Origin of the sequence: Malaciobacter marinus (assembly GCF_003544855.1) — a bacterium.
Lineage (GTDB): Bacteria > Campylobacterota > Campylobacteria > Campylobacterales > Arcobacteraceae > Malaciobacter > Malaciobacter marinus.
The window spans coordinates 876,251-900,070 of the sequence record NZ_CP032101.1 but is presented as its reverse complement, the minus strand read 5'-3'; the positions used below and the strand labels follow the sequence as shown (position 1 = coordinate 900,070).

Sequence of the window (23,820 nt, the reverse complement as noted above, 5' to 3'; positions counted from 1 at the left end):
CCTTCTATTTTATTTTCTGACTCTTCTTTAAAGATGGTAACTCTACATATTTATGAAGAATCCACGATAAAAAAATCACAATAATAATTACTAAAAACAATGATACAAAAATATTAATTCTAATTTTATAAGTAAAAAAGCTCAATAAACTAAATCCGACAGTGGAATGTACTGCATATAAAGGGTAACTGATATTTGCCCAAAAACCTGAAAAAATACCTTTTTTATCTGATCTAAACTTAAAAAGATAAATAAAGATAATAAATGCTAAAACATACAGTTTAATCACCAAAAAGTTTACATTATATCTTTCATATAAAAAAAATAGAGATACAAAAAATAAAAAAGTTATAATTATAATTGACTTTTTAATTGAAAACTTATTCTTATATAATAAAAAAAGGACTACGCCTATATTCATATAAGTTATATATCCAAGATTATAAATTATAGTATTTATTGATAAGCCTAATAATGGGTAGTTTATATCAAACTTAAATAATAAAATACACACTATAGTCACAACAGCTGGAGCTAAAACGAAATATTCAGGGTATCTCCTTAATACAAATAAAAACAATGCAACGTATAAATAAAATTTCATTTCAATTTCTAAAGTCCAAACAACTCCATCAATAGCAACTCCACCAATCCAGTCTCGAAAAAGAGTAACACTTTTTAAGTAGATTTCAAAAGTATCTGAGAAATCACCTACATATAAATTAAAAATATATATAAATAAAACGGAAATTAAAGCACTTATTATATATAAAGGATAAATTCTAATTACCCTAGCTTGAATAAATTTAATTGATGTCCTATTTGACAAAGATAAAGGTATTACAAAACCACTTATTAAAAAGAAAATAGCTACGCCGAAGGCACCATCTATTGGCAATAAGTTTATAAACCAACTTGGAAAAATCTCTCCCTCTTTGGGATTGTACAAATACCCATTTAAAGCATTAAATCCAACTGTAAAGTGTGCTAGCATAACTATGAAAGCAGCGAAACCTCTTAATTCATCACAAAAATAAATTCTTTGACCATCTTTAACCATTAAAAATCTTTACTGCCATATTAATTTAAGTATTTTTCCAAATTTTTTCTATCTGGAAAATTTACCAAAACTCCCATATCTTTTTTCTGATAAACAACCATACTACCAACTGCACAAGCTGATGCTTTAGCTTTTTTTACAACTTCACCTAAATGTTCAATTTTTCCACAACCACCATTTGCAACAACAGGTATTTGAACATTACTAGTTATACTTTCTATTAAGTCTAAATCATAACCATCCCATGTTCCTTCTTTATCAATAGAAGTAACTAATAGTTCACCTACACCAGCTTTTTCAAGCTCTTTCACCCACTCTAGTACCTCTATACTTTGTTTATACTTCCCATGATGAGAGTAAATTTTTTGACTTCCAAAAAATGACTTTTTTATATCTATTGAGCCTACTACACTTTGATTTCCAAAGTATTTTGATATTTCTTCTATAAGTTTAATATTATTAAAAGCATTGGAATTTATCACAACCTTTTCAAATCCTATTTCAAATATTTTTTTTGCATCATCCAAACTTTTTATATTTCCACCATAACTAAGAGGCATAAAACATTCATTTGCAATGTCAGTTAAAATTTTAAAATTTATATTTCTATTTTCTTTTGAAGCAAAAATATCTAAAAACATCAATTCATCTACTTCTAATTCATTAAATATTCTAACAGTATTTACAGGGTCACCAATGTAATTATACTCTTTAAATTTCACTGTTTTTACAAGGCTCTCATTTTTTAATAATAGACATGGTATTACTCTTGTTCTTAACATTTTATATCCTTGCAAAATTTTCAAAAAGTTTCATACCAAACTTATGACTCTTTTCAGGGTGAAACTGAGCACCAAAGATATTATCTTTTTGAATAGCACTATCAAACTCTACACCATAATCTGTTTTAAGTATAGAATTTTTTTCATTTTCAACTTTTACAAAATATGAATGTACAAAATAAAACCTTGTCTCATCAAACTCTTCAAATCCATGAATTAATAAACTTTCATTAGATTTATTTACTATATTCCAACCCATATGAGGAATTTTATATTCTTTATCAATTCTATTTTTAAAGCTCATTGTTTTAGCAGGTATCCACCCAAGTCCTGATAAACTTCCCTCTTCACTTGAATTAGTTAAAAGTTGCATACCAAGGCAAATACCTAAAACTGGCACTTGTTCCTTTAATGCTTTTTCATTTAATACTTCTTTTAAATCTTTTTCATTTATCTTTTTCATAGCAGTATCAAATGAACCAACTCCAGGTAAAAGTATCTTTGAAGCATTTTTTATTTTATCTACATCATTTTCAATAGTTGATTCTACTCCAATATATTTAAACATATTTTTTATAGAACCTAGGTTTCCCATTCCATAATCTACTATAGTAATCATTTTTTCTCATCCTTAGGCATTGGAAAGCAGTATTTTAGATAAAAACTCATTGGCACAAGATTTGCCTTTGCTAATACTTTAAATAAAGGTCTTAATAATTCGAATCTTTTTTTATATGTAGGATATTCTCTCCACGACTTTGGTTCTCTATTCATAATTTCTTCATACTCTTCATCACTAAGTTCAAGTCTTTTTTTAAAATATTCAACCAAATCTTTTTCTAAATGAGGAGGTTCATTATATTCATTCCAAGCATCAACTCTACTCATTTTTCCATTTCTTACCATTGCAGCAAGTGTATTATTTCTCATATCAGTATGAAATTTTTGAGGTAAGTATACACTATGAAAAAATGCAGTCATTCTATTTTCAAGGTGATGTCCTCCATAATATTTCCAATTATATTCTTTTTGTAAAAATTTTTTTGCGTCTTCTTTATTATAATCAATATACCAAAAAGGTCTAATCTTTTGAATTTTTGCAAACATTGTTGAAAATAAGAATCTTGAAAAAGTCATTAATGGATATGATTTCATAGGTAACTTCCCAAACTTATTATGTATTGATTTTATATATTTACCATCAAAATAATTTCTACCAACAGGAGTAATACCTTCTTCCATAAAAGAATGACCTTCCAAAACATATTTTACTTTATACTTCCAAGCAACTCTATACATTACTTCTGCAAGTGCTAAATCAGTTGAAGCTTCAATTTCAGCGACATCTGCATAAAAAAATGAGCGGAATATATCATCTGCTTCTTTATTATCAGTTACATGAGTATATAAATCAATATCTAATGCAGTTAAAACTTTTCTTATATTTTCTGTTGCAATCGCACTATTCCATGTATTATCATAATGTACTGCTAAAGGTCTTAATCCCCATTTTTTTGTTAAGTATAACATATATGATGAATCTGTTCCACCACTTACACCAATAATACAGTCATATTTTTTACCTTTTCCTGCTTTTTTTATCTCTTCAATTATCTGAAAAAATTTTTCTTCACCTTTTTTTGTTCCAGTTCCATATTCTTCTTTTAAACTTTCTAATTGATGACAATATTTACAAACACCTTTATCATCAAAAGTAATATATGAAACTCTTTCATCGTATATACATTTAGAACAAACTTTTAAATCAGTTTTTAAATCAGTTTCAGTAGACAATATTATCCTTCTTTTAACTTAATAATTTTTATTTATTCAATATTAGAAAAAACTTCACCTTCTAATCCATTATCAATAACATAATCTTTAAAATTATACCTTACATTATTTATTTCTATCTTATCAAATTCAATAAAATAATCTTCTGTACTTACAGAATAAGTATTATTTATAAAAACGATACTACCATTTTTATACATACTACTATCAATATTTGACATTTTTGCACTAATAATCTTAAATTTGTTTTTTCCTAAATAAGTAAAAGCACAAGGGTAAGGAATAGTTTGAGCTCTAATAAAATTATAAATCTCAATACAAGTTTTATTAAAATCTAATATTCCATCTTTTGGACTTCTTTTATCCCATATCTCTAATTTAGATTTATTTTGCTTCTTAAACTTAATCTCTTCCATAATAGGAAGTGTTCTATTTAATATTTCAGCAGACTTTTTAGTTGCTTTTGCATATACTTCTTTAATTGTATCTTCAATATTAATATCAAAGCTTTCTTGTGAAATTATATCTCCACCATCAACACTATCATCAAATTGAAAAAATGTAACTCCAGTTTTTTTTTCTCCATTTATTATTGCCCACACAAGAGGAGCCCAACCTGCATACTTTGGTAACAATGAAGCATGAATACCACATGCACCATATTTTGGAATCTCTCTAATTACTTTTGGAACTATATAATACCATCCCAATACTAATATTATATCAGGATTAATATCTCTAATAATATTTTCATAAGAAGATAGTTTATTATTTTCATCAACAAAATAAAGTGGGATATTATTACTTTTTGATATTGAAGACATATCTACATAATTTCTATTTATTACTTTTTCATTATTTCTTATAGTAAATTCTTGTGGTATAGTAAATATTGCAGAAATATTAATATTATTATCTATTAATGAATTTAATAATTCTTCACTAAACTTTGTACAACCTAAAAAAACTATTTTCATACAAACTCTTTGATTTTTTCAGAAATATACTTTATATCTACCTCATCATAACAAGGTAATGTAATAGTATTCTCCTCTAAATATTTTGCATTTGGTTGAACATCGTTATATTTTTTAGCATAGTAAGTTCCTCGACTTAAACAATAAGTACCAATAGTACTTTCAATATTTTGTTGTTTTAAGTATTTAATCAATTCATCTCTATTTATATTTTCTGGTACTTTAAAGACTAAAGATTGGACATTGTAAACTACATCACGAGATATTTGTTGTACTTGAAAACCTAACGGCTCTAGTAATTGAATATATTGTTCTCTTATCAAATTTCTTGATTTTACTATCTTATCTAGTTTTTTAACTTGTTTTATTCCCATTACACATTGAAGTTCTGGTACTCTATAGTTGTATCCATAATCTACAAAATCAAACTTACCATTCACAACTTTTGCACCATGATTTAATTTGATTTCGAAAAAATCTACAAATTTTGAGTCATTGAAAGTTATAGCTCCACCTTCGCCAGTAGTAAGTAATTTTCTAGGATGAAAACTAAAGCAGGTAATATCTGCTATATTTCCACATCTCACACCAAACTCACTACTTCCTATCGCACAAGCTCCATCTTCTATAAGTGGTAAATTATATTTTTCACATATCTTTTTAATCTCATGAATTCCACTAGGATTTCCAAGAGCATCTACAAATATAACTGCTTTTGTTTTTGAAGTAATTTTACATTCCAATTGTTTTGGAAGCATATTAAAAGTATTCAAATCAACATCTGCAAAAATTGGTGTTGCACCAATATCTTCTACTACATTTGATGTTGCAGGAAAAGAAAAATCTGATAATATTATTTCATCACCAGCCTTTACATCAATGGCTTTAAGAGCCATAGTAAGAGCTGTAGTAGCAGAAGTTGTAAGATAACAATACTCAGCTCTTGTGTAATATTTAATTTCATTTCTAAATTCTTCTACAAATTTACCTTTTGTAAACCACCCACTATCGAAGATTTGCTTAAATTCATTTTGAACTTCTTCAAAAGATATATAAGGTTTTATAAGCTTTATCATTTTATATTTTCCTTATACCATTCAATTGTTTTTTTAAGTCCTTCGTCAAATGGCGTTAATTGGTAATCAATCATAGATTTCACTTTTTTATTACTTGCATTATGTGATTTTACATCTGCACCTCTTTCAGGTTTATTAATAATATCACCTTTAAAATTCATAATATCAGCTATATTATAAATTACTTCTTTCATTGAAATTTGACCATCAGTTGATATATTTATACTATCTGCTTTTTCCATAAGTGGATAAAGCTTTATAATAGCATCTACAGTATCTTCTACATATATAAAATCTCTTGTTTGTAATCCACTACCATGTATTTCAGGACTTATTCCTTTTAATATTCTATATGCTGTAATAGGAATAACTCCTGCTAAATAACCTTTATAATTTTGTCTTGGACCATAATTATTAAAAGGCCTTACTATAAAAACATCTAAATCAAACATATTTACCCAGCTATGAATAGCAATATCAGCTGCTGCTTTTCCTGCTGCATATGTTGTAGTTGGCTTTACAGGATGTTTTTCATCCATTGGCTCATATACGGCACTTCCATACACTTCAGAAGTAGAAAAATGGACAAGTGTTTTAAAATGTCCTTTTCTTTGGTGTTCTAAAATATTTAATACACCATTCACATTTGTATCAAATGCATTTTTAGGATTTACAAAAGAGTAATTTAAAGCTTTTGTAGCACAATTAAATACAATATCAATATCATGCTTTTCAAAAATATAATCTAGTGATGAAGTTATCTCAATATCATCTTTATAAAGTATAGCTCCTTTTGAAATAGCATCTTTTAAATTGTCTTCACTTCCAACAAAAAGATTATCTACTACAATTACTTCACTCGCACCTTCATTGATAAGCCTATCAACTAAGTGACTTCCTATAAATCCTGCTCCACCTGTTACAAGAATAGTGCTATTTTTTATATTTGGTCTCATTTATTTGCTTCCATAATTTGTTTTTGTACTTCATTGGCTACTTCCATAGCAAGTAATCCATCATCTTCATTAGCTACTTTTACATTTTCACCTTGACAAATTTTTACAAAATCCATAAGTTCAAGTAATAGTCCTTCTTGCGGTCTAACATCAACTGTTTCAGATTTTGAAGAAATTGATACATTATCAAGATATTGTTCTATTGATTGTTTATTTACATGAACTTCTTTACTAAGTAAATTACAATCAATATACATATCATCACAAGTAGCACTTATATGTCTTATTCTTTTTTCAGTAATTCTGCTTGCTACAACATTAGAAAATGAACCATTTTCATGTGTTATTATAGCTCTTGCATATTCAGCCATACCATCTTTTACATATCCATGAGCCTCAACTTTTTTAGGTTTTCCATTAAAAGTAAGTGCTAAATCAATATCATGAATCATTAAATCAATTATTACATCAACATCTGTAATTCTAGAACTAACTTTATTAGTTCTAGAAAAATCTATATTTATAATGTTATTACTATTTTTTATTACTTTTTCAAGAGCAACAACTGCAGAATTATATCTTTCTATAAATCCAACTTGTATATTAAGATTTAATTTTTTCGTAAGTTCTACAATTTCTTTACTAGATTCAAGAGTATCAGTTAATGGTTTTTCTACAAATATATTTTTTACGTATTTTGATACTTGTTTTATATAATCTGCATGTGTAAAAGTAGGAGTAACTATAACTACCCCATCTACTTTTTGCAAATCTTCATCAAGGTTTTGTGAAATAGGTACATTATATAGTTTAGACATTTTTTCACAAACCTCTTTATCAAAGTCAAATATAAAAGCTATTTCTAATTGCTTTAACATAGCAAGATTTCTAAGATGGTTTTGTCCCATCTTACCAACACCTAAAAGCCCTATTTTTACAACATTACTACTCATTTGGCTTACCTTCTATTTTATTTCCCATTTTGTCTACGTAACTATAATGTTTAGCTGGATTTCCCATCACTAAACTATACGGTTCTACATCTTTTGTCACTACGCTACCAGCAGCCACCATACAATATTCACCTAAAGTTATACCACATACTATAGTTGCATTTGCACCTATACTAACACCTTTTTTTACTAATGTGGGAGTAATTTTCCACTCAAGGTCAAATGCTCTTGGAACTTTATCATTTGTAAAACAAGCATTTGGCCCTACAAAAACATCATTTTCTATGGTTACACCATGATAAACTGATACACTATTTTGAATTTTACAATTATTTCCTATTTTTACTTCTGTATCAATATATGTATCTTTTGAAATAATACAATTACTTCCAATTTCACTTTTTTCTCTAATTTGAGAATTAATCCATATTTTTGTACCCTCACCTATTTTTGCTTGTTCGGAAACATTTGCAGTTGAATGAATATAAATATTATTAGCCATTTACTACCTCGATAATATAATCTTGTTCTTCTTTTGTTAAAAATGCAGACATTGGGAGTGCCATTATATCTAGTGAAACTTTTTCAGTAATAGGGAAATCTCCATTTTTATATCCCAAATACTGAAATACTTCTTGAAGGTGTAAAGGTATTGGATAATACACTCCAGTTGGAACGCCTTTATCTGCACATTTTTTCAGCATTGCATCTCTATCTTTTACTCTTATACAATATTGAGCCCAAACAGATAAATTATCTTCTTCCACAAATGGAATAATTATATCTTTTAGATTTTCATTATATTTTTTAGCAACTATTCCTCTTTGTGCAATTTCTTTATCAAAATATTTTAACTTAATATTTAAAACACCAGCTTGCATAGCATCAAGTCTTCCATTGATACCAATATGACTATGTTTATATCTTTGAGTTTGCCCATGGTTTAAAAAAATTCTTATTTTAGAAGCAAGCTCATCATTGTTTGTAAATACAGCTCCTCCATCACCATAACATCCAAGTGGTTTTGCGGGGAAAAATGATGTCGTACCTATATCTGAAAGATTACAAGATTTTATACCTTTATAAGTAGCACCAAAACTTTGAGCAGCATCTTCAATAACTTTAATATTATGTTTTTTTGCAATTTTATTAATTACATCCATATTAGATATTTGACCAAAAAGAGATACTGGCATGATAGCTTTTGTCTTAGCTGTAATTTTCTCTTCTATTTGCGTTACATCAATATTATATGTTTTTTCATCAATATCAACAAAAACTGGAATTGCTCCTATAAATGCTATCATTTCAGCTGTAGCAATAAATGTAAATGGTGTAGTTATAACTTCATCACCTGCTTTTATATCTAAAGCCATCAATGCCAAAAGTAAAGCATCTGTTCCACTACTACAAGCTATTGCATGTTTACAACCTACAAAATTTGCTAAATTTTCTTCAAGTTCTTTAACTTTTCCACCAATATACATAGATGTATCTAATACTTCTTGTATTTCTTTATCAATTTCCTTTTTATACTTTTGATATTGTCCCTGTAAATCTATAAAATTTATTTTCATTTTTTCTTCCTATTTAATTATTCCACAAAAATCTAAATCAGTTTTAATATTAATATTTTTAAATTCTTTATGAGCTACTAGAAAAGTAATTATATCTGCTTCTTCTAAAGCTTTTCTATAATCAATAATTTCTAATTCTTCATGACTTTCTATATTTGGTTCTACTGCTAATATATCTAAACCATCAGCTTTAAGTCTTCTTGCTATATAAAGAGCAGGTGATTCTCTTAAGTCATCAATATCTGGCTTGAAAGACAATCCCATACAAGCTACTTTTGCTTTTCTTCCATTTGCATTTTTAAATTCTAATGCTGCATTTTTTATCTTTTCTATAGCCCACTCTGTTTTGTATGTGTTTACTTCTCTTGCTGTTTTTATCATCTTAGCTGTTTTTCCACCTGCATGTACTATAAACCACGGGTCAACTGCTATACAATGACCTCCAACACCAGCTCCTGGTTGAAGGATATTTACTCTTGGATGTCTATTTGCAAGTTCTATCAATTCCCATACATTTATATCAAACTTATCACAAAGCATACTAAGTTCATTTGCAAAGGCTATATTTGTATCTCTAAAAGAGTTTTCAGTTAGTTTTGCCATCTCAGCTGTTCTTGCATCTGTACTTAGTACATCTCCACTTACAAAAGTTTTATAAAATTCTACAGTTTTTTCTGTAGCTTCTTGTGTAAGACCACCTACTATTCTATCATTTTCTACCAATTCTCTCATGATATGGCCTGGTAAAACTCTCTCTGGACAATGTGATATATAAAGCTTAGATGTATTTACATTTTCTTCTTTTAAAGTTTTTTCGACAAGTTCTGTAGTTCCCACAGGAGAAGTTGATTCTAATATTACTATATTATTTTCTTTTACATATGGTGCTATTGCTTTTGTTGCACTTATAATATAATCAGTGTTTGGAACATAGCCTTTATGAAAAGGAGTAGGTACTGCTATTATAAAAACATCAGCAACATCAGGCTTTAAACTTGCTTTTAACTTATTACTATTTACTGCACTTTTTACAAAGGTATCAAGTTCAGGTTCCACAATATGGATTTTACCTTGATTTATAGTGTCAACTGTACTTTGTACTACATCTACACCATGTACTTCATATCCCCTGTTTGCTAGAAGTGCTGCTGTTGGAAGTCCTATATATCCAAGTCCTATCACACATATTTTTTTATTAGTCATTAAAATTCTACTCCCTTTATAAATTCTACAATTCTTTCACAAGCTTTACCATCTCCATAAGGATTATGTGCTTTACTCATTTTTTCATATTCTGCTTTATCATCTATAAGCTTTTGTGCTTCTTCTATAATTATTATTTTATTAGTTCCTACTAACTTAACTGTTTCAGCTTCAACTGCTTCTGGTCTTTCTGTTGTTTCTCTCATAACTAATACTGGTTTACCTAAAGATGGTGCTTCTTCTTGCACTCCTCCACTATCAGTTATGATAAAATATGATTTGTCCATCATATAAATAAACTGTTCATATTGAAGTGGATTTATCAAATATACATTTGAAGTGTTTGATAGTATCTCTTTTACTGGTTTTTGAACATTTGGATTTAAATGTACTGGGTAAACTATATCTATGTTAGGATTATTTACTGCAATAGTTTTTAATGCTTCACATATATTTATAAAACCTTCACCGTGATTTTCTCTTCTATGACCTGTTACCAAGATAATCTTACGATTATCTTGTAGTGAATAGTGATTAGTAATTAGTGATTGGTGGATTTTGTTTTTTAGTTCACTATTGTTTTTTATTTTTTCTAATGCTAAAAATAGTGCATCTATTACTGTATTTCCTGTTACGATAATATTTTTAGGGTCTTTGTTTTCTTTTAAAAGATTGTTTTTACTTGCAGAAGTAGGTGCAAAATGATAATTAGCTAATACACCAGTAATTTGTCTGTTAGCTTCTTCTGGCCATGGGCTATATATATCCCCTGTTCGAAGTCCTGCTTCTACATGACCTACTTTTATTTGTTGATAAAATGCAGCTAAACTAGCTGAACTTGTAGTTGTAGTATCACCATGTACAAGCATTATGTCAGGTTTAAATTCACTTAATACACCTTTTAATCCTAAAAGTACATTTGATGTAATATCATATAAATCTTGTCCTGGTTTCATAAGATTCAAATCATAATCAGGTTTAATGTCAAACAATTCTAGTACTTGATCAAGCATTTCTCTATGTTGTGCTGTTACACATACCTTTACTTCAATATTAGATTCATTTTCAAATGCTTTTACTAGTGGAGCCATTTTTATAGCTTCTGGTCTTGTTCCAAATACTAATAATACTTTTTTCATTTCAGAAATTATTTTACTTTGTTTTTGCATTAAATTTATTTCCCTTTAATTTCATAAAATTCTTTATACCATTTTACAAACTTTTTAATACCATTTTCAAGTATTGTATTTGGTTTATATTCAAAATCATTTATCAAATCACTTACATCTGCATAGGTACTTTTTACATCTCCATCTTGCATTGGCAAAAAGTTCTTTTTAGCTTCTTTACCTATGGCTTTTTCTAGAGTATTTATAAAATCCATTAGTTTTATAGGAGCATTATTTCCTATATTATATATTTTATAAGAAGCTGTTGACTTATCTAATGGAAGATTTTTATCAAAATCAGCATTCAATGAACTTGAAGTTTCTATTGGCTTAGCTGGATTATCTATTACTTTTATAACGCCATCTACTATGTCATCTATATAAGTAAAATCCCTGCTCATATCACCATGATTAAAAACTTTTATTTCTCTATTATTTAGTATTGCGTCTGTAAAAAGCATAGGTGCCATATCTGGTCTTCCATATGGACCATAAACAGTAAAAAACCGAAGACCTGTAGTACATATACCATAAAGATGGGCATAAGAATGTGCCATCATTTCATTTGATTTTTTTGTAGCAGCATAAAGAGACACAGGATGGTCTGTATGGTCTATAGTTTTAAAAGGTTGTGATTTATTTAATCCATAAACAGATGAACTACTTGCAAATGATAAGTTTTTAACATCAAAATTTCTACAAGCTTCAAGGATATTTAAAAATCCCACTATATTACTTTGGATATATGCATGTGGATTTTCAAGTGAGTATCTAACTCCAGCTTGTGCTGCAAGATTACATACTGCATCAAATTTTTCTTCTTGAAAAATTCTATTTATAGTTTCTGTATCTTCAAGGTTTGCTTTTATAAATTTATGATTTGAATATTTTGTACTATTTATTGTAGATGAAGATAAAAGTTCAGCTTCTATATCTTCTTTGTTTATTCCTAGTTCATTTAATCTTGCATATTTTAAGTTTTGGTCATAATAATCATTGATATTATCAAGTCCTACTACTTCATCTCCTCTTTGCAGAAGTTTTTTAGTTAGATGATAACCTATAAATCCTGCTGTTCCTGTTACTAGTATCTTCAAATCTTTATTACCTTTTATTTTTATGGCTAATATTATATTTAAACTATGTTTTAATTTTGGTTAATCTAGGTGACATTTTTGAAACTTTTTTGTGATTTTTTGTAGTGGCTCGAATGAATTAGAGGTTCCATTTAGCTATTTTGGAAGCGCGGATTTATTCGTGTGAAAAGTGTGTAAAGAAAGACCCGAATGAATTCGGGTGTCCGAGTTTTGGAAGCTCGAATTTATTCGTGCATGGTGTTTTGGAGGCGCGGATTTATCCGTGCAATGCCCCGAATGAATTCGGGGTTCCGGAAATGAGAGTGTTTTGGAGGCGCGGATTTATCCGTGCAAAAAGTGTGCAAAGTGGAAAGACCCGAATGAATTCGGGTGTCCGAGATTTGGAGGCTCGAATTTATTCGTGCAAAAAATGCCCCGAATTTATTCAAGATTCCTTTAGCTATCGCTGTTGAAGATGTCTCTTGTGTAGACTTTGTTTTCTACATCTTTTATATCTTCTGAGATTCTGTTTGCTACTATTACATCACTTGTTTTTTTGAACTCTTCTAAGTTTTTTATAACTTTTGAGTTAAAGAAGTCTTCTTCTTCTAGTACTGGTTCATATACTACTACTTCTATACCTTTTGCTTTGATTCTTTTCATGATTCCTTGAATAGCGCTTGCTCTAAAGTTATCACTTCCTGATTTCATCACTAGTCTGTATATACCTACTTTGATCTCTTTTGTATCACTTGATAGTTCTCTTGCTTTTTTTATGATACTATCAGAGATAAAATCTTTTCTTGTACTGTTTGCATCTACTATTGCGCTTATTAGGTTATTTGGTACATCTTGGTAGTTTGCTCTTAGTTGTTTTGTATCTTTTGGAAGACAATATCCTCCATATCCAAAACTTGGGTTGTTATAGTGACTTCCTATTCTTGGATCTAAGCCTACACCCTCAATTATCTGTTTTGTACTTAGGTTATGAGTTTGTGCATAAGAATCAAGTTCATTGAAAAAAGCTACTCTCATAGCAAGATATGTATTTGAAAAAAGTTTGATTGCTTCTGCTTCTGTTGAGTTTGTATAAAGTATGTTTATATCTTCTTTTATTGCTGCTTGATTTAGAAGTGTTGCAAAGATTTCAGCTCTTTTACTTTGTTCACCTATTATTATTCTACTTGGATATAAGTTGTCATATAAAGCTAATCCTTCTCTTAAAAACTCTGGACTAAAGATGATATTTTGTGTGTCAAACTTTTCTTCCAAAGATTTTGTATATCCAACTGGAACAGTTGATTTAATAATCATCAAAGTTTCTGGATTGATACTTAAAACATCGCTTATTACAGATTCTACACTTTTTGTATTAAAATAGTTTGTTTTAGGGTCATAATCTGTAGGTGTTGCAATGATTACAAAATCAGCATCTTTATATGCTTCGTTTTTATCTAAAGTTGCTTTAAAGTTTAAATCTTTTGTTTGTAAATACTCTTCAATCTCTTTATCTTCTATTGGTGATTTTTTATTGTTTAATAGTTCTACTTTTTCAGGGATAATGTCAAGAGCAACAACTTCATTGTATTGAGAAAGTAAAACTCCGTTTGATAGTCCTACATATCCAGTACCTGCTATTGCTATTTTATAATTTTTATTTTGCATGATAGTTTATACCTTGATTTTTTGTTTTTATTGTATATAAAAAGTGGTTAATAGTTGGTTAGGTAAGTAGAAAGGGGAATAGTGCCTCGAATGAATTCGAGGTTCCAGAGTTTGGAGGCTCGAATTTATTCGTGCATGGTGTTTTGGAGGCGCGGATTCATCCGTGCAAAAAATGTGCAAAGATAAAACCCGAATGAATTCGGGTTTCCGAGATTTGGGGTTTCTTTATTTTAGGTTTTTGAAAAACTCTAGTGTCATTCTTACACCAGCTCCACTTGCTCCAAAAGGGTTATATCCCCATGCTTTTTCAACATATGCAGGTCCTGCTATGTCAAAGTGTATCCATTTGTCTTTGTTTTCTTCTTTTATAAAGTTATCAAGGAAAATCCCAGCTGTGATTGCTCCTCCATATCTTGTGCTTGCTATGTTATTTATATCTGCAACATCTGATTTTATTGTTTTTCTTAAAAATCTATTAAAATCAAGTGATGTTGCGTACTCTCCAGAAGCTAAGGCATGTTTTACTGCTTCTTGTTTTAGTTTTTGATTATTTCCCATGATTCCAGTTGTATATTCACCAACTCCTACTACACAAGCACCTGTAAGTGTTGCATAATCAAAAATATAGTCAATATCTTCTATCTCATCTTGTGCATAACATAAGCAATCAGCAAGTACAAGTCTTCCCTCTGCATCTGTGTTTTTAACTTCTATTGTTTTACCATTTTTTGCAGTTAAAACATCATCTGGTTTATATGCATTTCCACCTATCATATTTTCAACAGCACCTACTATTGCATGTAGTTCAATTGGTAGGTTTAACTTAGCAACTGCATAAGCGATACCAAGTACTGCACAACCTCCTGATTTATCTGATTTCATAGTTGTCATAAAATCAGCTGGTTTTAAAGATAATCCTCCTGAATCATAAGTAAGACCTTTACCTACAAGCACTATTTTTTTCTTGGCATTTTTTGGTTTGTGTGCTAAATGAATAAGTTTTGATTCATGTACTGATGCGATACCCACACTAAACATTGCATTCATAGAGTTTTCTTCTAAATATTTTTCATCTAATATTTTACACTCTAGTTCAGTTTCCATTGCGATATCTTTTGCTGTTTCTGCCATGATTTCAGGGTAAAAATCACCAGGTGTAGTATTTACCATATCTCTTACTTTATTTACAGCCTCACTTATGATTATTGACTCATTTAAAGTATCTTCTAATTTTTTATTTACTTCATCAACAACTATATTAAACTCTTGTTTTTTAATCTTCTTTTGTTCTGATTTGTAGTTTGTAAACTTATAATCAGCCAAAAGAGCACCCTCAACTACTGCTTTTAAATTTTTTGTATCTTTTAAGTGAATCTTTGCACTTTTAAGTGTAGTTGAAGTAAACTTTTTTATAGCAGTTGCAACAGCTATTGCTATGCTATCATAGTCATTTGCTTCGCATCCTACATATATTTTTGAGCTTTGTAATAAAAGCTCACAACACTCATCTTTTGCTTCAAAGTTTAGTGTTTTTAATACTTTTTTATCTTTTGTATTGTTTAAGTCATCTAAGATGATTATCTCTAAACCTGATTTTAGTTTTTTTTCTTTATCAACTAAGTTTATTTTCAACATATTTATCCTTTTTTTTAGTAGCTTTATTAAAATAGTAAATTATACTTCCACCAAAGATTATTGCAAATGGTAAGGCAAAATACCAATGCTCTTTTAAAAAATGTAATACTTTCAAAATCTCTTCACCAAAATACCAAACAGGCACGATAGTAATAGCAGCCCAAAGCCAAGCAGAAAGCAGATTTATAAAAGCAAACATTTTTGCACTATATCTTGTAAGACCTATTGAAATTGGTATGATTGTTCTCATACCATACATATATCTTTGCATAAAGATTATTGGCCAACCATGTTTTTTTAAAAGCAAATGTGCAAGGGCAAACTTTCGTCTTTGTCCTTTAAACTTTCTATGAACATAACCTTTGTTAAATCTTCCTATATAAAAATATACTTGGTCACCAGCAAATCCACCAAGACCTGCTACAAAAATAGCAAAATATAGATTCATATCGCCTGTGTGAGATAAAAGTCCAGCCATTACAAGACCTGCTTCTCCCTCTAACATACCCCAAGCAAAAAGTATGATATAACCATGCTCTTTAAGCAAATAAACAAACTTATTTTCAAAACCACTTACAGGAGCATGATATAAATTATATGCTAGATATGAGAAAAAAATAAGCACTATAAAAGTTAAAATTTTCCCAGAGTGTGGTTGTATTTTTTTAAAAAATTTTTCCATCATTTTCCTTAGTCAAAACTAAGTAAGCTTTTTGCTTGTATCATATCTTTGTCTCCACGACCAGATAAACTAACTATTATAATCTTATCTTTAAATTTTTCTTTTGCTTTTTTCAAATAAGCAATAGCATGGGCACTTTCAAATGCTGGAATTATTCCCTCTTTTTGACTTAACCACACAAAAGCATCTAGTGCTTCTTTATCTGTGATTGAGTCATACTCAACTGTTTTATTATCTTTATGAAAAGAGTGTTCAGGTCCAATACCTGGATAATCAAGTCCAGCACTAAAAGAGTGAGCTTCGATTACTTGTCCATTATCATCTTGTAAAAGATAAGAGCATTGTCCATGAACAATACCAGGTGTTCCTTTTTCTAAGCTACATCCGTGTTTATTTGTATCAAGTCCTAAGCCACCAGCTTCAATACCAATACATGTCACCTCTTCATCTTCTAAAAAGTGTGAAAACATACCAATAGCATTTGAACCACCACCAATACAAGCTATAACATAATCAGGAAGTCTATTTTCCTTTTTTAGTATCTGTTTTCTTGCTTCATATCCTATAACCGCTTGAAAATCTCTAACCATCATAGGATATGGATGTGGACCTGCAACAGTTCCTATTATATAAAAAGTATCCCTTGCGTTTGTTACCCAATATCTAATTGCATCATTCATAGCATCTTTTAGTGTTTTACTACCACTTTGTACAGCTACAACCTTTGCACCTAGAAGTTTCATCCTAAATACATTTAACTCTTGTCTTTGTACATCTTTTGCACCCATAAAAACAGTACACTCCAAACCTAAAAGAGCTGCGATTGTCGCACTTGCAACTCCATGTTGTCCTGCACCTGTTTCTGCTATTATTTTCGTTTTACCAAGTTTTTTTGCAAGTAAACCTTGGGCTATTACATTGTTTATTTTATGAGCACCTGTATGATTTAAATCTTCTCTTTTTAAATAAACTTTAGCCCCTACTTCTTTACTTATATTTTTTGCAAGATATAAAGGATTTTCTCTTCCTACATAATCTTCCAAAAGTTCATTTACTTCACTCCAAAACTCTTTATCAAATCTATATTTTTTATACTCTTTTTCTAACTCTTCAAGTATTGGCATCAATGTTTCAGGAACATATCTTCCACCAAATATACCAAAATGACCATTTTCATCAGGGTCAAATTTACTCTTTTTTGGGATATAATCACTCATTTTCATCCTCTTTAAAACTTTTTATAAACTGCATGAAAAACACTAAGAAAATAGATAAAATAAATCCAGTAACAAAAGATACTACAACTATTAGTTTTTTCTTTGGTTTGATAGGATTTTTATGCTTAAGAACTTCTCCTTCTGCATAAGTCCTTTTAAAATAATTTGTTTTTAGTTTTCTTTTTTCTTTTAATAACTTTTGATTTAAATCATAAATCTTTTTTGGAAGTTCTATATCTAAGTTGACTTGCAACTTTTTTAAATCTTCATTTATTAGATTATTTTTTTCAAACTCTAACTCTTCTATTTGTAGTATTAAAATATCTTGTTTTAATTGCTTTAAATCTTCAAGTTTATTTTTTACAGACATAATAAGAGTCTGACTAGTTTGAAGTTGTGTAGCTACTAAAATACCTTCGGTTTTATTTGCAGTTTTATTTTTATTTATTTTTATTATATTTTTTTCATACTCTTTTAATTTCTTTTCATAAAATTCAATTTTATTACTTATTGTATTAAGTTTTACTTTTTTGAGAAAATTTATTTTATTTTCTACTTTTAAAGTTAATTCTTTTTCTATTTTTTCTATTTCTTTTTCTATTTTTCTTTTTTCTATTTTTTCAGCATAGTTTAAATTATACTGTAAATCTTTAATTTTATTTTTTGTATTTATCAAAAACTCTTCATATTTGTATTTATATTCGTTATTTATAAAATCTAAAATCTCTTTGTTTTTATTTAAAAGTTCTTTATTTGAAAAACCTTGTATTTCTATCTTTAAGAAATTTTCAACACCTTTGACTATTTTTATCTCAGTGATTTTTGGATTGTTTTTTTCTATCTTTTTATCTGGATTATCTACATTATAAATAAGTCTTAACTTTTGTTCTAAAACATTTGGTTTTTCTATAAGTTCATCTCCAATAAATCCTATTCTATAAGTTGAGTCAATTTCATAAATAGGTGTTCTTGTAAAAGAATAAACACCTGCTAAAACTGTTATTACAAAAGTAAAGACTACTATAAAAACTCTTTTTTGCCATAGTGTTTTAAATAACTCTTTTAAATCAATCTCATCTTCTTGTATAGCTAGTATCTCTTTTTCCAACTTTTTCTCCCCAGATTTGTTTTATACATCAAGTATTGTATATACAGGTGTGTGTTGCTCTACTCTTTGTTTTCCATTTAAAAATGTAAGATTTAGTAAAAAACAAGCTTCAACTAAATCTGCTTTTACATTTTTTATTAGTTTTGCAGATGCATTTGCAGTGCCACCAGTAGCAAGCAAATCATCAATCAAAAGAACTCTTGCATTTGTTTTTCCATGAAAAGCATCAAGATGAATCTCAACTTCATCAAAACCATACTCCAACTCATACTTTTCACATACAGTTGTACTTGGTAACTTTCCTTTTTTTCTAACTGGAACAAAACCTATATTTAATCTATCAGCAAGTGCTGCACCAAAGATAAATCCTCTACTATCAATACCTGCAACATAATCTAAATTATACTCTTTATATCTTTTTTCAAGATGACTCATCAAAAGATTAAAAGCTTTTTTATCATTTAAAAGTGTTGTAATATCTTTAAATACTATACCCTCTTTTGGAAAATCTTGTACATCTCTTATGGCATTTAATAATATTTGTTTCTCTTCTTGTGTTAATTCGCTCATTACTTTATCACTTTTTTGATTTTTTCTATAGTTTTTGTTGTGCTTTTTCCATCTACAAACTCAACTAGTTTTGTTTCAAGGGCTATGTCACTTCCTACAACTTCTTTGCCCTCATAATCAGCACCTTTTACTAAAACATCTGGTTGAACTTTTGAAATAAGCTCATAAGGTGTATCTTCATCAAAGATTACTACATAATCCACACACTCTAAAGCAGAAACTATATAAGCTCTGTCATCTTGCGTATTTATAGGTCTGTTTTCACCTTTTAATCTTTTTACACTATCATCTGAGTTTAATCCCAAAATCAAAACATCACCAAATGATTTTGCAACATCTAAGTAACTTACATGACCTTTGTGTAAAATATCAAAACATCCATTTGTAAATACTATCTTTTTGTTTTGTTTTTTTAATCTTTTTACTATTTTTTCAATCTTTTCAAAACTTTTGATATGTAATTCAATTGAGCTTTTATTTAAGCTTGATTTATACTCTTCAATCTCATCAAGTGTAACTGTTGCACTTCCTATTTTACCTACTACAACTCCAGCTGCTAAATTAGCAAACTCTAAAGCATCTTCGATGTTATTGTTTAAACTAAGTGCAAATCCAAGCGCTGCAAGTACAGTATCACCAGCACCCGTTACATCAAACACTTCCCTTGCTACTGTTGGTCGAATAATAACTTCTTCATCTTTTAAAAGTGCAATTCCTTGCTCACTTAAAGTAATAATAGAATAATGCAGTTCTGCTTGTTCTTTTAGCTTCTCAAGTGCTAGTTTTAAAGTCTCATCGTTTTCTATTTCTACTTTTGAAGCAATTTGTGCTTCTTTTTTATTTGGTGTTAAAAAATATGCACCTTTGTACATTGAGTAGTCTTCACCTTTTGGATCAACTATTACTTTTTTGTCATATTTTTTTGCATACTCAATTATCTTTTTTGATAGCTCTTTTGTAATTACACCTTTACCATAATCTGAAAAAAGGATAATATCATATCTATTTATTAGTTCTTGAAACTTATCAAAAATCTTCTTTTCACTATCAAATGAAATAGAGTTTTTACTTTCATGGTCATATCTTACTACTTGTGAGTGAGAAGCCATAATTCTTGATTTTTTAGAAGTTTTTCTTCCTTTTTGTTCTATCAAAAAAGATTTTGCACCCTCTTTATCTAGCATAGATTTTAACTCTTTTGCTGTATCATCATCACCTACAACAGATATAACACCCACATCAGAACCAAGTGATAAAAGATTGTTTATCACATTGCCAGCTCCACCTAAAACAGTTGTCTCTTTTTTGATATCTATTACTTGTACAGGTGCTTCTGGTGATATTCTATCGCATTTTCCCCATAAATAATGATCAATCATAAGATCACCAATCACTAAAATATTTGGCTTTTTATCATATGTAATCATCTATTTTACCTCATCATTGAAAAGTCTTTTTATTTCTGGAATATAAGCTTTTATTCCATCTTCTAGCTCATATCTTGCTTCAAAATCAAGATTTTCTTTACTATCTTGCATATTTGCTTCTGTATGAAACTGATATTGTCCTATGTATGGATTTGGTATGTATTGTGTTTCAAAGTTTGTTCCAAGCTCTTTTTGTAAAATATCAGCTATTGCTTGAAATGATCTAGCTTTTCCAGTACCTATATTGTAAACTCCACTTTTTAAAGGAGCGCAAGCTTTGATATTTGCTTGAATAACATCTTCAATATATATAAAATCTCTAAGTATTTTATCGCTTCCCTCAAATAGTTTAGGAGCATTTCCTTTTAGTAACTGATGTCCAAACTGCACAACAGTTGAAGCAGTTTTATTTTTATAAAACTCCCTTGGACCATAAACATTGAAGTATCTAAGCCCAACAATAGAGATATTTGGTTTTTTGTTTATATAAGAATAAGAGATATTATCCATCATTAGTTTACTAAAACCATAAACATTACTTGGAGCCTCTTTTCCTACTGTTTGTGGACTAGAAGCATCTCCATAAGTAGCACCAGAACTTGCATAAACCATATTTGCATTGTGGTTTATAGCTATTTTTAAAAGCTCTTCATATGCATTTACATTTGTTTTTATCATCAAGTCTTGTTCACTAACAGTTGTATCTGAAATAGCTGCTTGATGAAAAATATAATCAAAGCTATACTGTATAGCCAATCTTTTTAAAAGATCAGTATCATTTATATCGCCACTTATTACAGTACCTTTAAATCCAATAAGGTTTTTAAAATGCCCAAAACTTTTCAAGTTTCCATTTGAGAAAGTCTGCCCAGATCTAAAGCAATCAAGAGCAATAACATTTGCATCAGGAAAATTTTCTTGAAAATAAAAAGCCAAATTAGAACCAATAAATCCAGCAGCTCCAGTAATCAAAATCGTTTTATTATTAAAATCTATATCATTATATTTCATTATATCTCTCACTTATGTTTATAAAGTCATCTATTTTAACTAAAATTCAATTAAATTAGGTTTTTGCAAGCAAATACCGGAAACGCCGATTCATTCGTGCAGTGTGTTGGAAGCTCGAATTTATTCGTGCCAAAAAAGCCCCGAATGAATTCGGAGTTCCTAAAATGCAAGTGAAATCGGAAGCGCGGATTCATCCGTGTCAAATTGCCCCGAATAAATTCGGGGTTCCATAATTAAAAAAACACTTAAACAATCTTTCAACTTTACAATATTATAATTTTTAAAATTATTTTAAAGAGTTTTCATGAAAAAATCACTTCTTCTATTTTTCTTTTTTATATCTTGTTTTGCAAACAATCTTCAAAAACCCATGACATATGACAAGCAAAATATCAAAGGCTGGTACATGAGTGAGAAGCTTGATGGTATTCGTGCATATTGGAATGGGAAGCAACTTCTTACAAAAAATGGCAATAAAATAAATACAAAAAAAGAGTTCACGAAAAATTTCCCAAGTTTTGAACTTGATGGAGAGTTATGGACTAAAAGAGGTGACTTTGAAAACATACAAAGTATAGTATTAGATGATATTGCCTCAAATAAATGGAGTGAAATAACTTATAATATCTTTGAGGTACCAAACGCAAAAGGTGATTTTCAAACAAGACTAAACAAAGTAAAAAATTGGTTTAAAAATAAGCCAAATAAATATATCAAATTTGTACCTCAAATAAAATGCAAAGACAAAAAACATCTTCAAGAATTTTTAGAAAAACTAGTATCTAAAAATGCAGAAGGCGTAATAATAAAAAATCCCCATAAACATTACTTCCAAGGCAGAAGCCAAGATATCTTAAAAGTAAAAAAATTTTTTGATATGGAAGGAAAAATCATAGATATAAATTATGACAAAAAAGATAAAAACAGAATGAAAAGCTTAGTAATAAAACTTCAAAATAATATAGTTTTTAATCTAGGAGGAGGTTTTACAAATAAGCAAAGATACAATCCACCTAAAATAGGTGAAATTGTGACATTTAAGTATTATGGATTTACCAAATACAATAAACCAAAATTTGCTTCTTTTTTAAGAATAAGAAAAAAAGAGTAAAAAAGTTCACCGGAAGCTCGAATTTATTCGTGCAAATGTCGGAAGCGCGGATTTATCCGTACAAAAAGCCCCGAATGAATTCGGGGTTCCGAAAATGCAAGTGAAATTGGAAGCGCGGATTCATCCGTGCAAAAAAGACCCGAATGAATTTGGGTTCCTGATATAATAAAAGGGTTATTTATGTATAAAAAACTTCCTCATATAAACTTAAAAGAGCATTATCAATTTATCACTTTTCGTACAAAAAATAGTATTGATTTTTATCTTAAAAAACTTGAAAATGATTTATCATTGAGTAACCATATTAAACAATATAAAATTGATAATTACTTAGATAACTCTTCGTTGGGTGCATATATAAATGGTCATTTTATTGATAGTGTAAAAGATATTATATTGGAAAATCAAAGTAATCTTTATGAAGTCATAATATTATGTATCATGCCAAATCATATTCATATTTTAATAAAGCAGTTTGATGACATTGATAAAATCATAAAATGTATAAAAGCAAAAACTGCACTTAGATTAAATGCCAAGCTAAATAAAAAAGGAAGTTTTTGGCAAAAAGGTTATTATGATAAAGTAATAAGAGATGAAAAACATTTTGAAAAAGTTTACAACTACATATACAATAATCCAATAAAAGCAAAGTTAAAAGATTGGGAAAGAAGAGTTTATAGTTTGTATGAGTAGTGGTTTAAAAGGACTCGAATGAATTCGAGTTTCCAAAGGGAGGCAATGTGTCGGAGGCTCGAATTTATTCGTGCA

The 23,820-nt window shown here is 29.0% G+C and carries 23 protein-coding genes; 2 read left to right on the top strand and 21 right to left on the bottom strand.

The window, feature by feature from the left end; all coding sequences use genetic code 11:
* Positions 1–4: 4 nt before the first annotated feature.
* The 21 genes from AMRN_RS04410 to rfaD all read right to left on the bottom strand — a co-directional run bounded on the left by AMRN_RS04410 (position 5) and on the right by rfaD (position 21,938).
* The gene (locus tag AMRN_RS04410; RefSeq protein WP_099311660.1) at positions 5–1,060 is read right to left on the bottom strand and encodes an acyltransferase family protein; all 1,056 of its coding nucleotides are present in this window, start codon (positions 1,058–1,060) and stop codon (positions 5–7) included.
* A gap of 20 nt (positions 1,061–1,080) precedes the next feature.
* Positions 1,081–1,842, bottom strand: a complete 762-nt coding sequence (locus AMRN_RS04405) for an AglZ/HisF2 family acetamidino modification protein (RefSeq protein ID WP_099311659.1) — start codon at positions 1,840–1,842, stop codon at positions 1,081–1,083.
* 1 nt (position 1,843) lies between these two features.
* A complete protein-coding gene (hisH, locus tag AMRN_RS04400; protein ID WP_099311658.1) occupies positions 1,844–2,461 on the bottom strand; it encodes an imidazole glycerol phosphate synthase subunit HisH in 618 nt (205 codons plus the stop codon).
* A complete protein-coding gene (locus AMRN_RS04395; protein WP_099311657.1) occupies positions 2,458–3,636 on the bottom strand; it encodes an N-acetyl sugar amidotransferase in 1,179 nt (392 codons plus the stop codon). The genes hisH and AMRN_RS04395 overlap by 4 nt, the downstream gene beginning before the upstream one ends.
* Before the next feature lie 32 nt (positions 3,637–3,668).
* Positions 3,669–4,613, bottom strand: coding sequence for a methionyl-tRNA formyltransferase (locus AMRN_RS04390; protein ID WP_099311656.1), 945 nt, complete (start codon positions 4,611–4,613; stop codon positions 3,669–3,671).
* The gene (locus AMRN_RS04385) at positions 4,610–5,689 is read right to left on the bottom strand and encodes a DegT/DnrJ/EryC1/StrS family aminotransferase (protein WP_099311655.1); all 1,080 of its coding nucleotides are present in this window, start codon (positions 5,687–5,689) and stop codon (positions 4,610–4,612) included. Before AMRN_RS04385 ends, AMRN_RS04390 begins: the two co-directional genes overlap by 4 nt.
* On the bottom strand, positions 5,686–6,645 hold the full coding sequence (locus AMRN_RS04380; protein WP_099311654.1) for a dTDP-glucose 4,6-dehydratase: 960 nt from the start codon (positions 6,643–6,645) through the stop codon (positions 5,686–5,688). The genes AMRN_RS04385 and AMRN_RS04380 overlap by 4 nt, the downstream gene beginning before the upstream one ends.
* Positions 6,642–7,598: a Gfo/Idh/MocA family protein gene (locus AMRN_RS04375; RefSeq protein ID WP_099311653.1), complete on the bottom strand. Its 957-nt coding sequence runs from the start codon at positions 7,596–7,598 to the stop codon at positions 6,642–6,644. Before AMRN_RS04375 ends, AMRN_RS04380 begins: the two co-directional genes overlap by 4 nt.
* A complete protein-coding gene (locus AMRN_RS04370; protein ID WP_099311652.1) occupies positions 7,591–8,100 on the bottom strand; it encodes an acyltransferase in 510 nt (169 codons plus the stop codon). Before AMRN_RS04370 ends, AMRN_RS04375 begins: the two co-directional genes overlap by 8 nt.
* Positions 8,093–9,175 (bottom strand): DegT/DnrJ/EryC1/StrS family aminotransferase, encoded by a 1,083-nt coding sequence (locus tag AMRN_RS04365; RefSeq protein WP_099311651.1) that lies wholly within the window; start codon positions 9,173–9,175, stop codon positions 8,093–8,095. The genes AMRN_RS04370 and AMRN_RS04365 overlap by 8 nt, the downstream gene beginning before the upstream one ends.
* Positions 9,176–9,184: 9 nt before the next feature.
* Positions 9,185–10,378: a UDP-N-acetyl-D-mannosamine dehydrogenase gene (gene wecC / locus AMRN_RS04360; protein ID WP_099311650.1), complete on the bottom strand. Its 1,194-nt coding sequence runs from the start codon at positions 10,376–10,378 to the stop codon at positions 9,185–9,187.
* A complete protein-coding gene (gene wecB, locus AMRN_RS04355; protein ID WP_099311761.1) occupies positions 10,378–11,517 on the bottom strand; it encodes a non-hydrolyzing UDP-N-acetylglucosamine 2-epimerase in 1,140 nt (379 codons plus the stop codon). Before wecB ends, wecC begins: the two co-directional genes overlap by 1 nt.
* Before the next feature lie 35 nt (positions 11,518–11,552).
* Positions 11,553–12,644 (bottom strand): NAD-dependent epimerase, encoded by a 1,092-nt coding sequence (locus AMRN_RS04350; protein WP_099311649.1) that lies wholly within the window; start codon positions 12,642–12,644, stop codon positions 11,553–11,555.
* 435 nt (positions 12,645–13,079) lie between these two features.
* The gene (locus AMRN_RS04345) at positions 13,080–14,288 is read right to left on the bottom strand and encodes a nucleotide sugar dehydrogenase (protein WP_099311648.1); all 1,209 of its coding nucleotides are present in this window, start codon (positions 14,286–14,288) and stop codon (positions 13,080–13,082) included.
* Positions 14,289–14,513: 225 nt separating this feature from the next.
* The gene (locus AMRN_RS04340) at positions 14,514–15,920 is read right to left on the bottom strand and encodes a leucyl aminopeptidase (protein ID WP_099311759.1); all 1,407 of its coding nucleotides are present in this window, start codon (positions 15,918–15,920) and stop codon (positions 14,514–14,516) included.
* On the bottom strand, positions 15,901–16,605 hold the full coding sequence (locus tag AMRN_RS04335; protein ID WP_099311647.1) for a DedA family protein: 705 nt from the start codon (positions 16,603–16,605) through the stop codon (positions 15,901–15,903). The genes AMRN_RS04340 and AMRN_RS04335 overlap by 20 nt, the downstream gene beginning before the upstream one ends.
* 8 nt (positions 16,606–16,613) lie before the next feature.
* Positions 16,614–17,822, bottom strand: a complete 1,209-nt coding sequence (gene trpB / locus AMRN_RS04330) for a tryptophan synthase subunit beta (protein ID WP_099311646.1) — start codon at positions 17,820–17,822, stop codon at positions 16,614–16,616.
* Positions 17,815–18,930: a Wzz/FepE/Etk N-terminal domain-containing protein gene (locus tag AMRN_RS04325; protein WP_099311645.1), complete on the bottom strand. Its 1,116-nt coding sequence runs from the start codon at positions 18,928–18,930 to the stop codon at positions 17,815–17,817. Before AMRN_RS04325 ends, trpB begins: the two co-directional genes overlap by 8 nt.
* A gap of 21 nt (positions 18,931–18,951) precedes the next feature.
* Positions 18,952–19,500, bottom strand: coding sequence for an adenine phosphoribosyltransferase (locus AMRN_RS04320; RefSeq protein ID WP_099311644.1), 549 nt, complete (start codon positions 19,498–19,500; stop codon positions 18,952–18,954).
* Complete coding sequence (gene rfaE1 / locus AMRN_RS04315; RefSeq protein WP_099311643.1) at positions 19,500–20,927, bottom strand: D-glycero-beta-D-manno-heptose-7-phosphate kinase; 1,428 nt, start codon at positions 20,925–20,927, stop codon at positions 19,500–19,502. The genes AMRN_RS04320 and rfaE1 overlap by 1 nt, the downstream gene beginning before the upstream one ends.
* The gene (gene rfaD / locus AMRN_RS04310) at positions 20,928–21,938 is read right to left on the bottom strand and encodes an ADP-glyceromanno-heptose 6-epimerase (RefSeq protein WP_099311642.1); all 1,011 of its coding nucleotides are present in this window, start codon (positions 21,936–21,938) and stop codon (positions 20,928–20,930) included. It abuts the gene before it with no gap.
* 304 nt (positions 21,939–22,242) lie between these two features.
* On the opposite strand from rfaD, the gene AMRN_RS04305 reads away from it, so the two are divergent.
* A complete protein-coding gene (locus tag AMRN_RS04305; protein WP_099311641.1) occupies positions 22,243–23,049 on the top strand; it encodes a DNA ligase in 807 nt (268 codons plus the stop codon).
* A 180-nt stretch (positions 23,050–23,229) separates the two neighbouring features.
* Complete coding sequence (locus tag AMRN_RS04300) at positions 23,230–23,745, top strand: transposase (RefSeq protein ID WP_099311640.1); 516 nt, start codon at positions 23,230–23,232, stop codon at positions 23,743–23,745.
* Positions 23,746–23,820 lie beyond the last annotated feature (75 nt).

Bases quoted from the DNA above. Each gene is read 5' to 3' on its own strand.
- AMRN_RS04375 (WP_099311653.1), bottom strand. From the start codon at position 7,598: ATGAGTAGTAATGTTGTAAAAATAGGGCTTTTAGGTGTTGGTAAGATG.
- AMRN_RS04385 (WP_099311655.1), bottom strand. From the start codon at position 5,689: ATGATAAAGCTTATAAAACCTTATATATCTTTTGAAGAAGTTCAAAAT.
- AMRN_RS04365 (WP_099311651.1), bottom strand. From the start codon at position 9,175: ATGAAAATAAATTTTATAGATTTACAGGGACAATATCAAAAGTATAAA.
- AMRN_RS04410 (WP_099311660.1), bottom strand. From the start codon at position 1,060: ATGGTTAAAGATGGTCAAAGAATTTATTTTTGTGATGAATTAAGAGGT.
- hisH (WP_099311658.1), bottom strand. From the start codon at position 2,461: ATGATTACTATAGTAGATTATGGAATGGGAAACCTAGGTTCTATAAAA.
- rfaE1 (WP_099311643.1), bottom strand. From the start codon at position 20,927: ATGATTACATATGATAAAAAGCCAAATATTTTAGTGATTGGTGATCTT.
- trpB (WP_099311646.1), bottom strand. From the start codon at position 17,822: ATGAGTGATTATATCCCAAAAAAGAGTAAATTTGACCCTGATGAAAAT.
- rfaD (WP_099311642.1), bottom strand. From the start codon at position 21,938: ATGAAATATAATGATATAGATTTTAATAATAAAACGATTTTGATTACT.
- AMRN_RS04320 (WP_099311644.1), bottom strand. From the start codon at position 19,500: ATGAGCGAATTAACACAAGAAGAGAAACAAATATTATTAAATGCCATA.
- AMRN_RS04300 (WP_099311640.1), top strand. From the start codon at position 23,230: ATGTATAAAAAACTTCCTCATATAAACTTAAAAGAGCATTATCAATTT.
- AMRN_RS04390 (WP_099311656.1), bottom strand. From the start codon at position 4,613: ATGAAAATAGTTTTTTTAGGTTGTACAAAGTTTAGTGAAGAATTATTA.
- AMRN_RS04305 (WP_099311641.1), top strand. From the start codon at position 22,243: ATGAAAAAATCACTTCTTCTATTTTTCTTTTTTATATCTTGTTTTGCA.
- wecC (WP_099311650.1), bottom strand. From the start codon at position 10,378: ATGACTAATAAAAAAATATGTGTGATAGGACTTGGATATATAGGACTT.
- AMRN_RS04335 (WP_099311647.1), bottom strand. From the start codon at position 16,605: ATGGAAAAATTTTTTAAAAAAATACAACCACACTCTGGGAAAATTTTA.
- AMRN_RS04405 (WP_099311659.1), bottom strand. From the start codon at position 1,842: ATGTTAAGAACAAGAGTAATACCATGTCTATTATTAAAAAATGAGAGC.
- AMRN_RS04345 (WP_099311648.1), bottom strand. From the start codon at position 14,288: ATGCAAAATAAAAATTATAAAATAGCAATAGCAGGTACTGGATATGTA.
- wecB (WP_099311761.1), bottom strand. From the start codon at position 11,517: ATGAAAAAAGTATTATTAGTATTTGGAACAAGACCAGAAGCTATAAAA.
- AMRN_RS04370 (WP_099311652.1), bottom strand. From the start codon at position 8,100: ATGGCTAATAATATTTATATTCATTCAACTGCAAATGTTTCCGAACAA.
- AMRN_RS04380 (WP_099311654.1), bottom strand. From the start codon at position 6,645: ATGAGACCAAATATAAAAAATAGCACTATTCTTGTAACAGGTGGAGCA.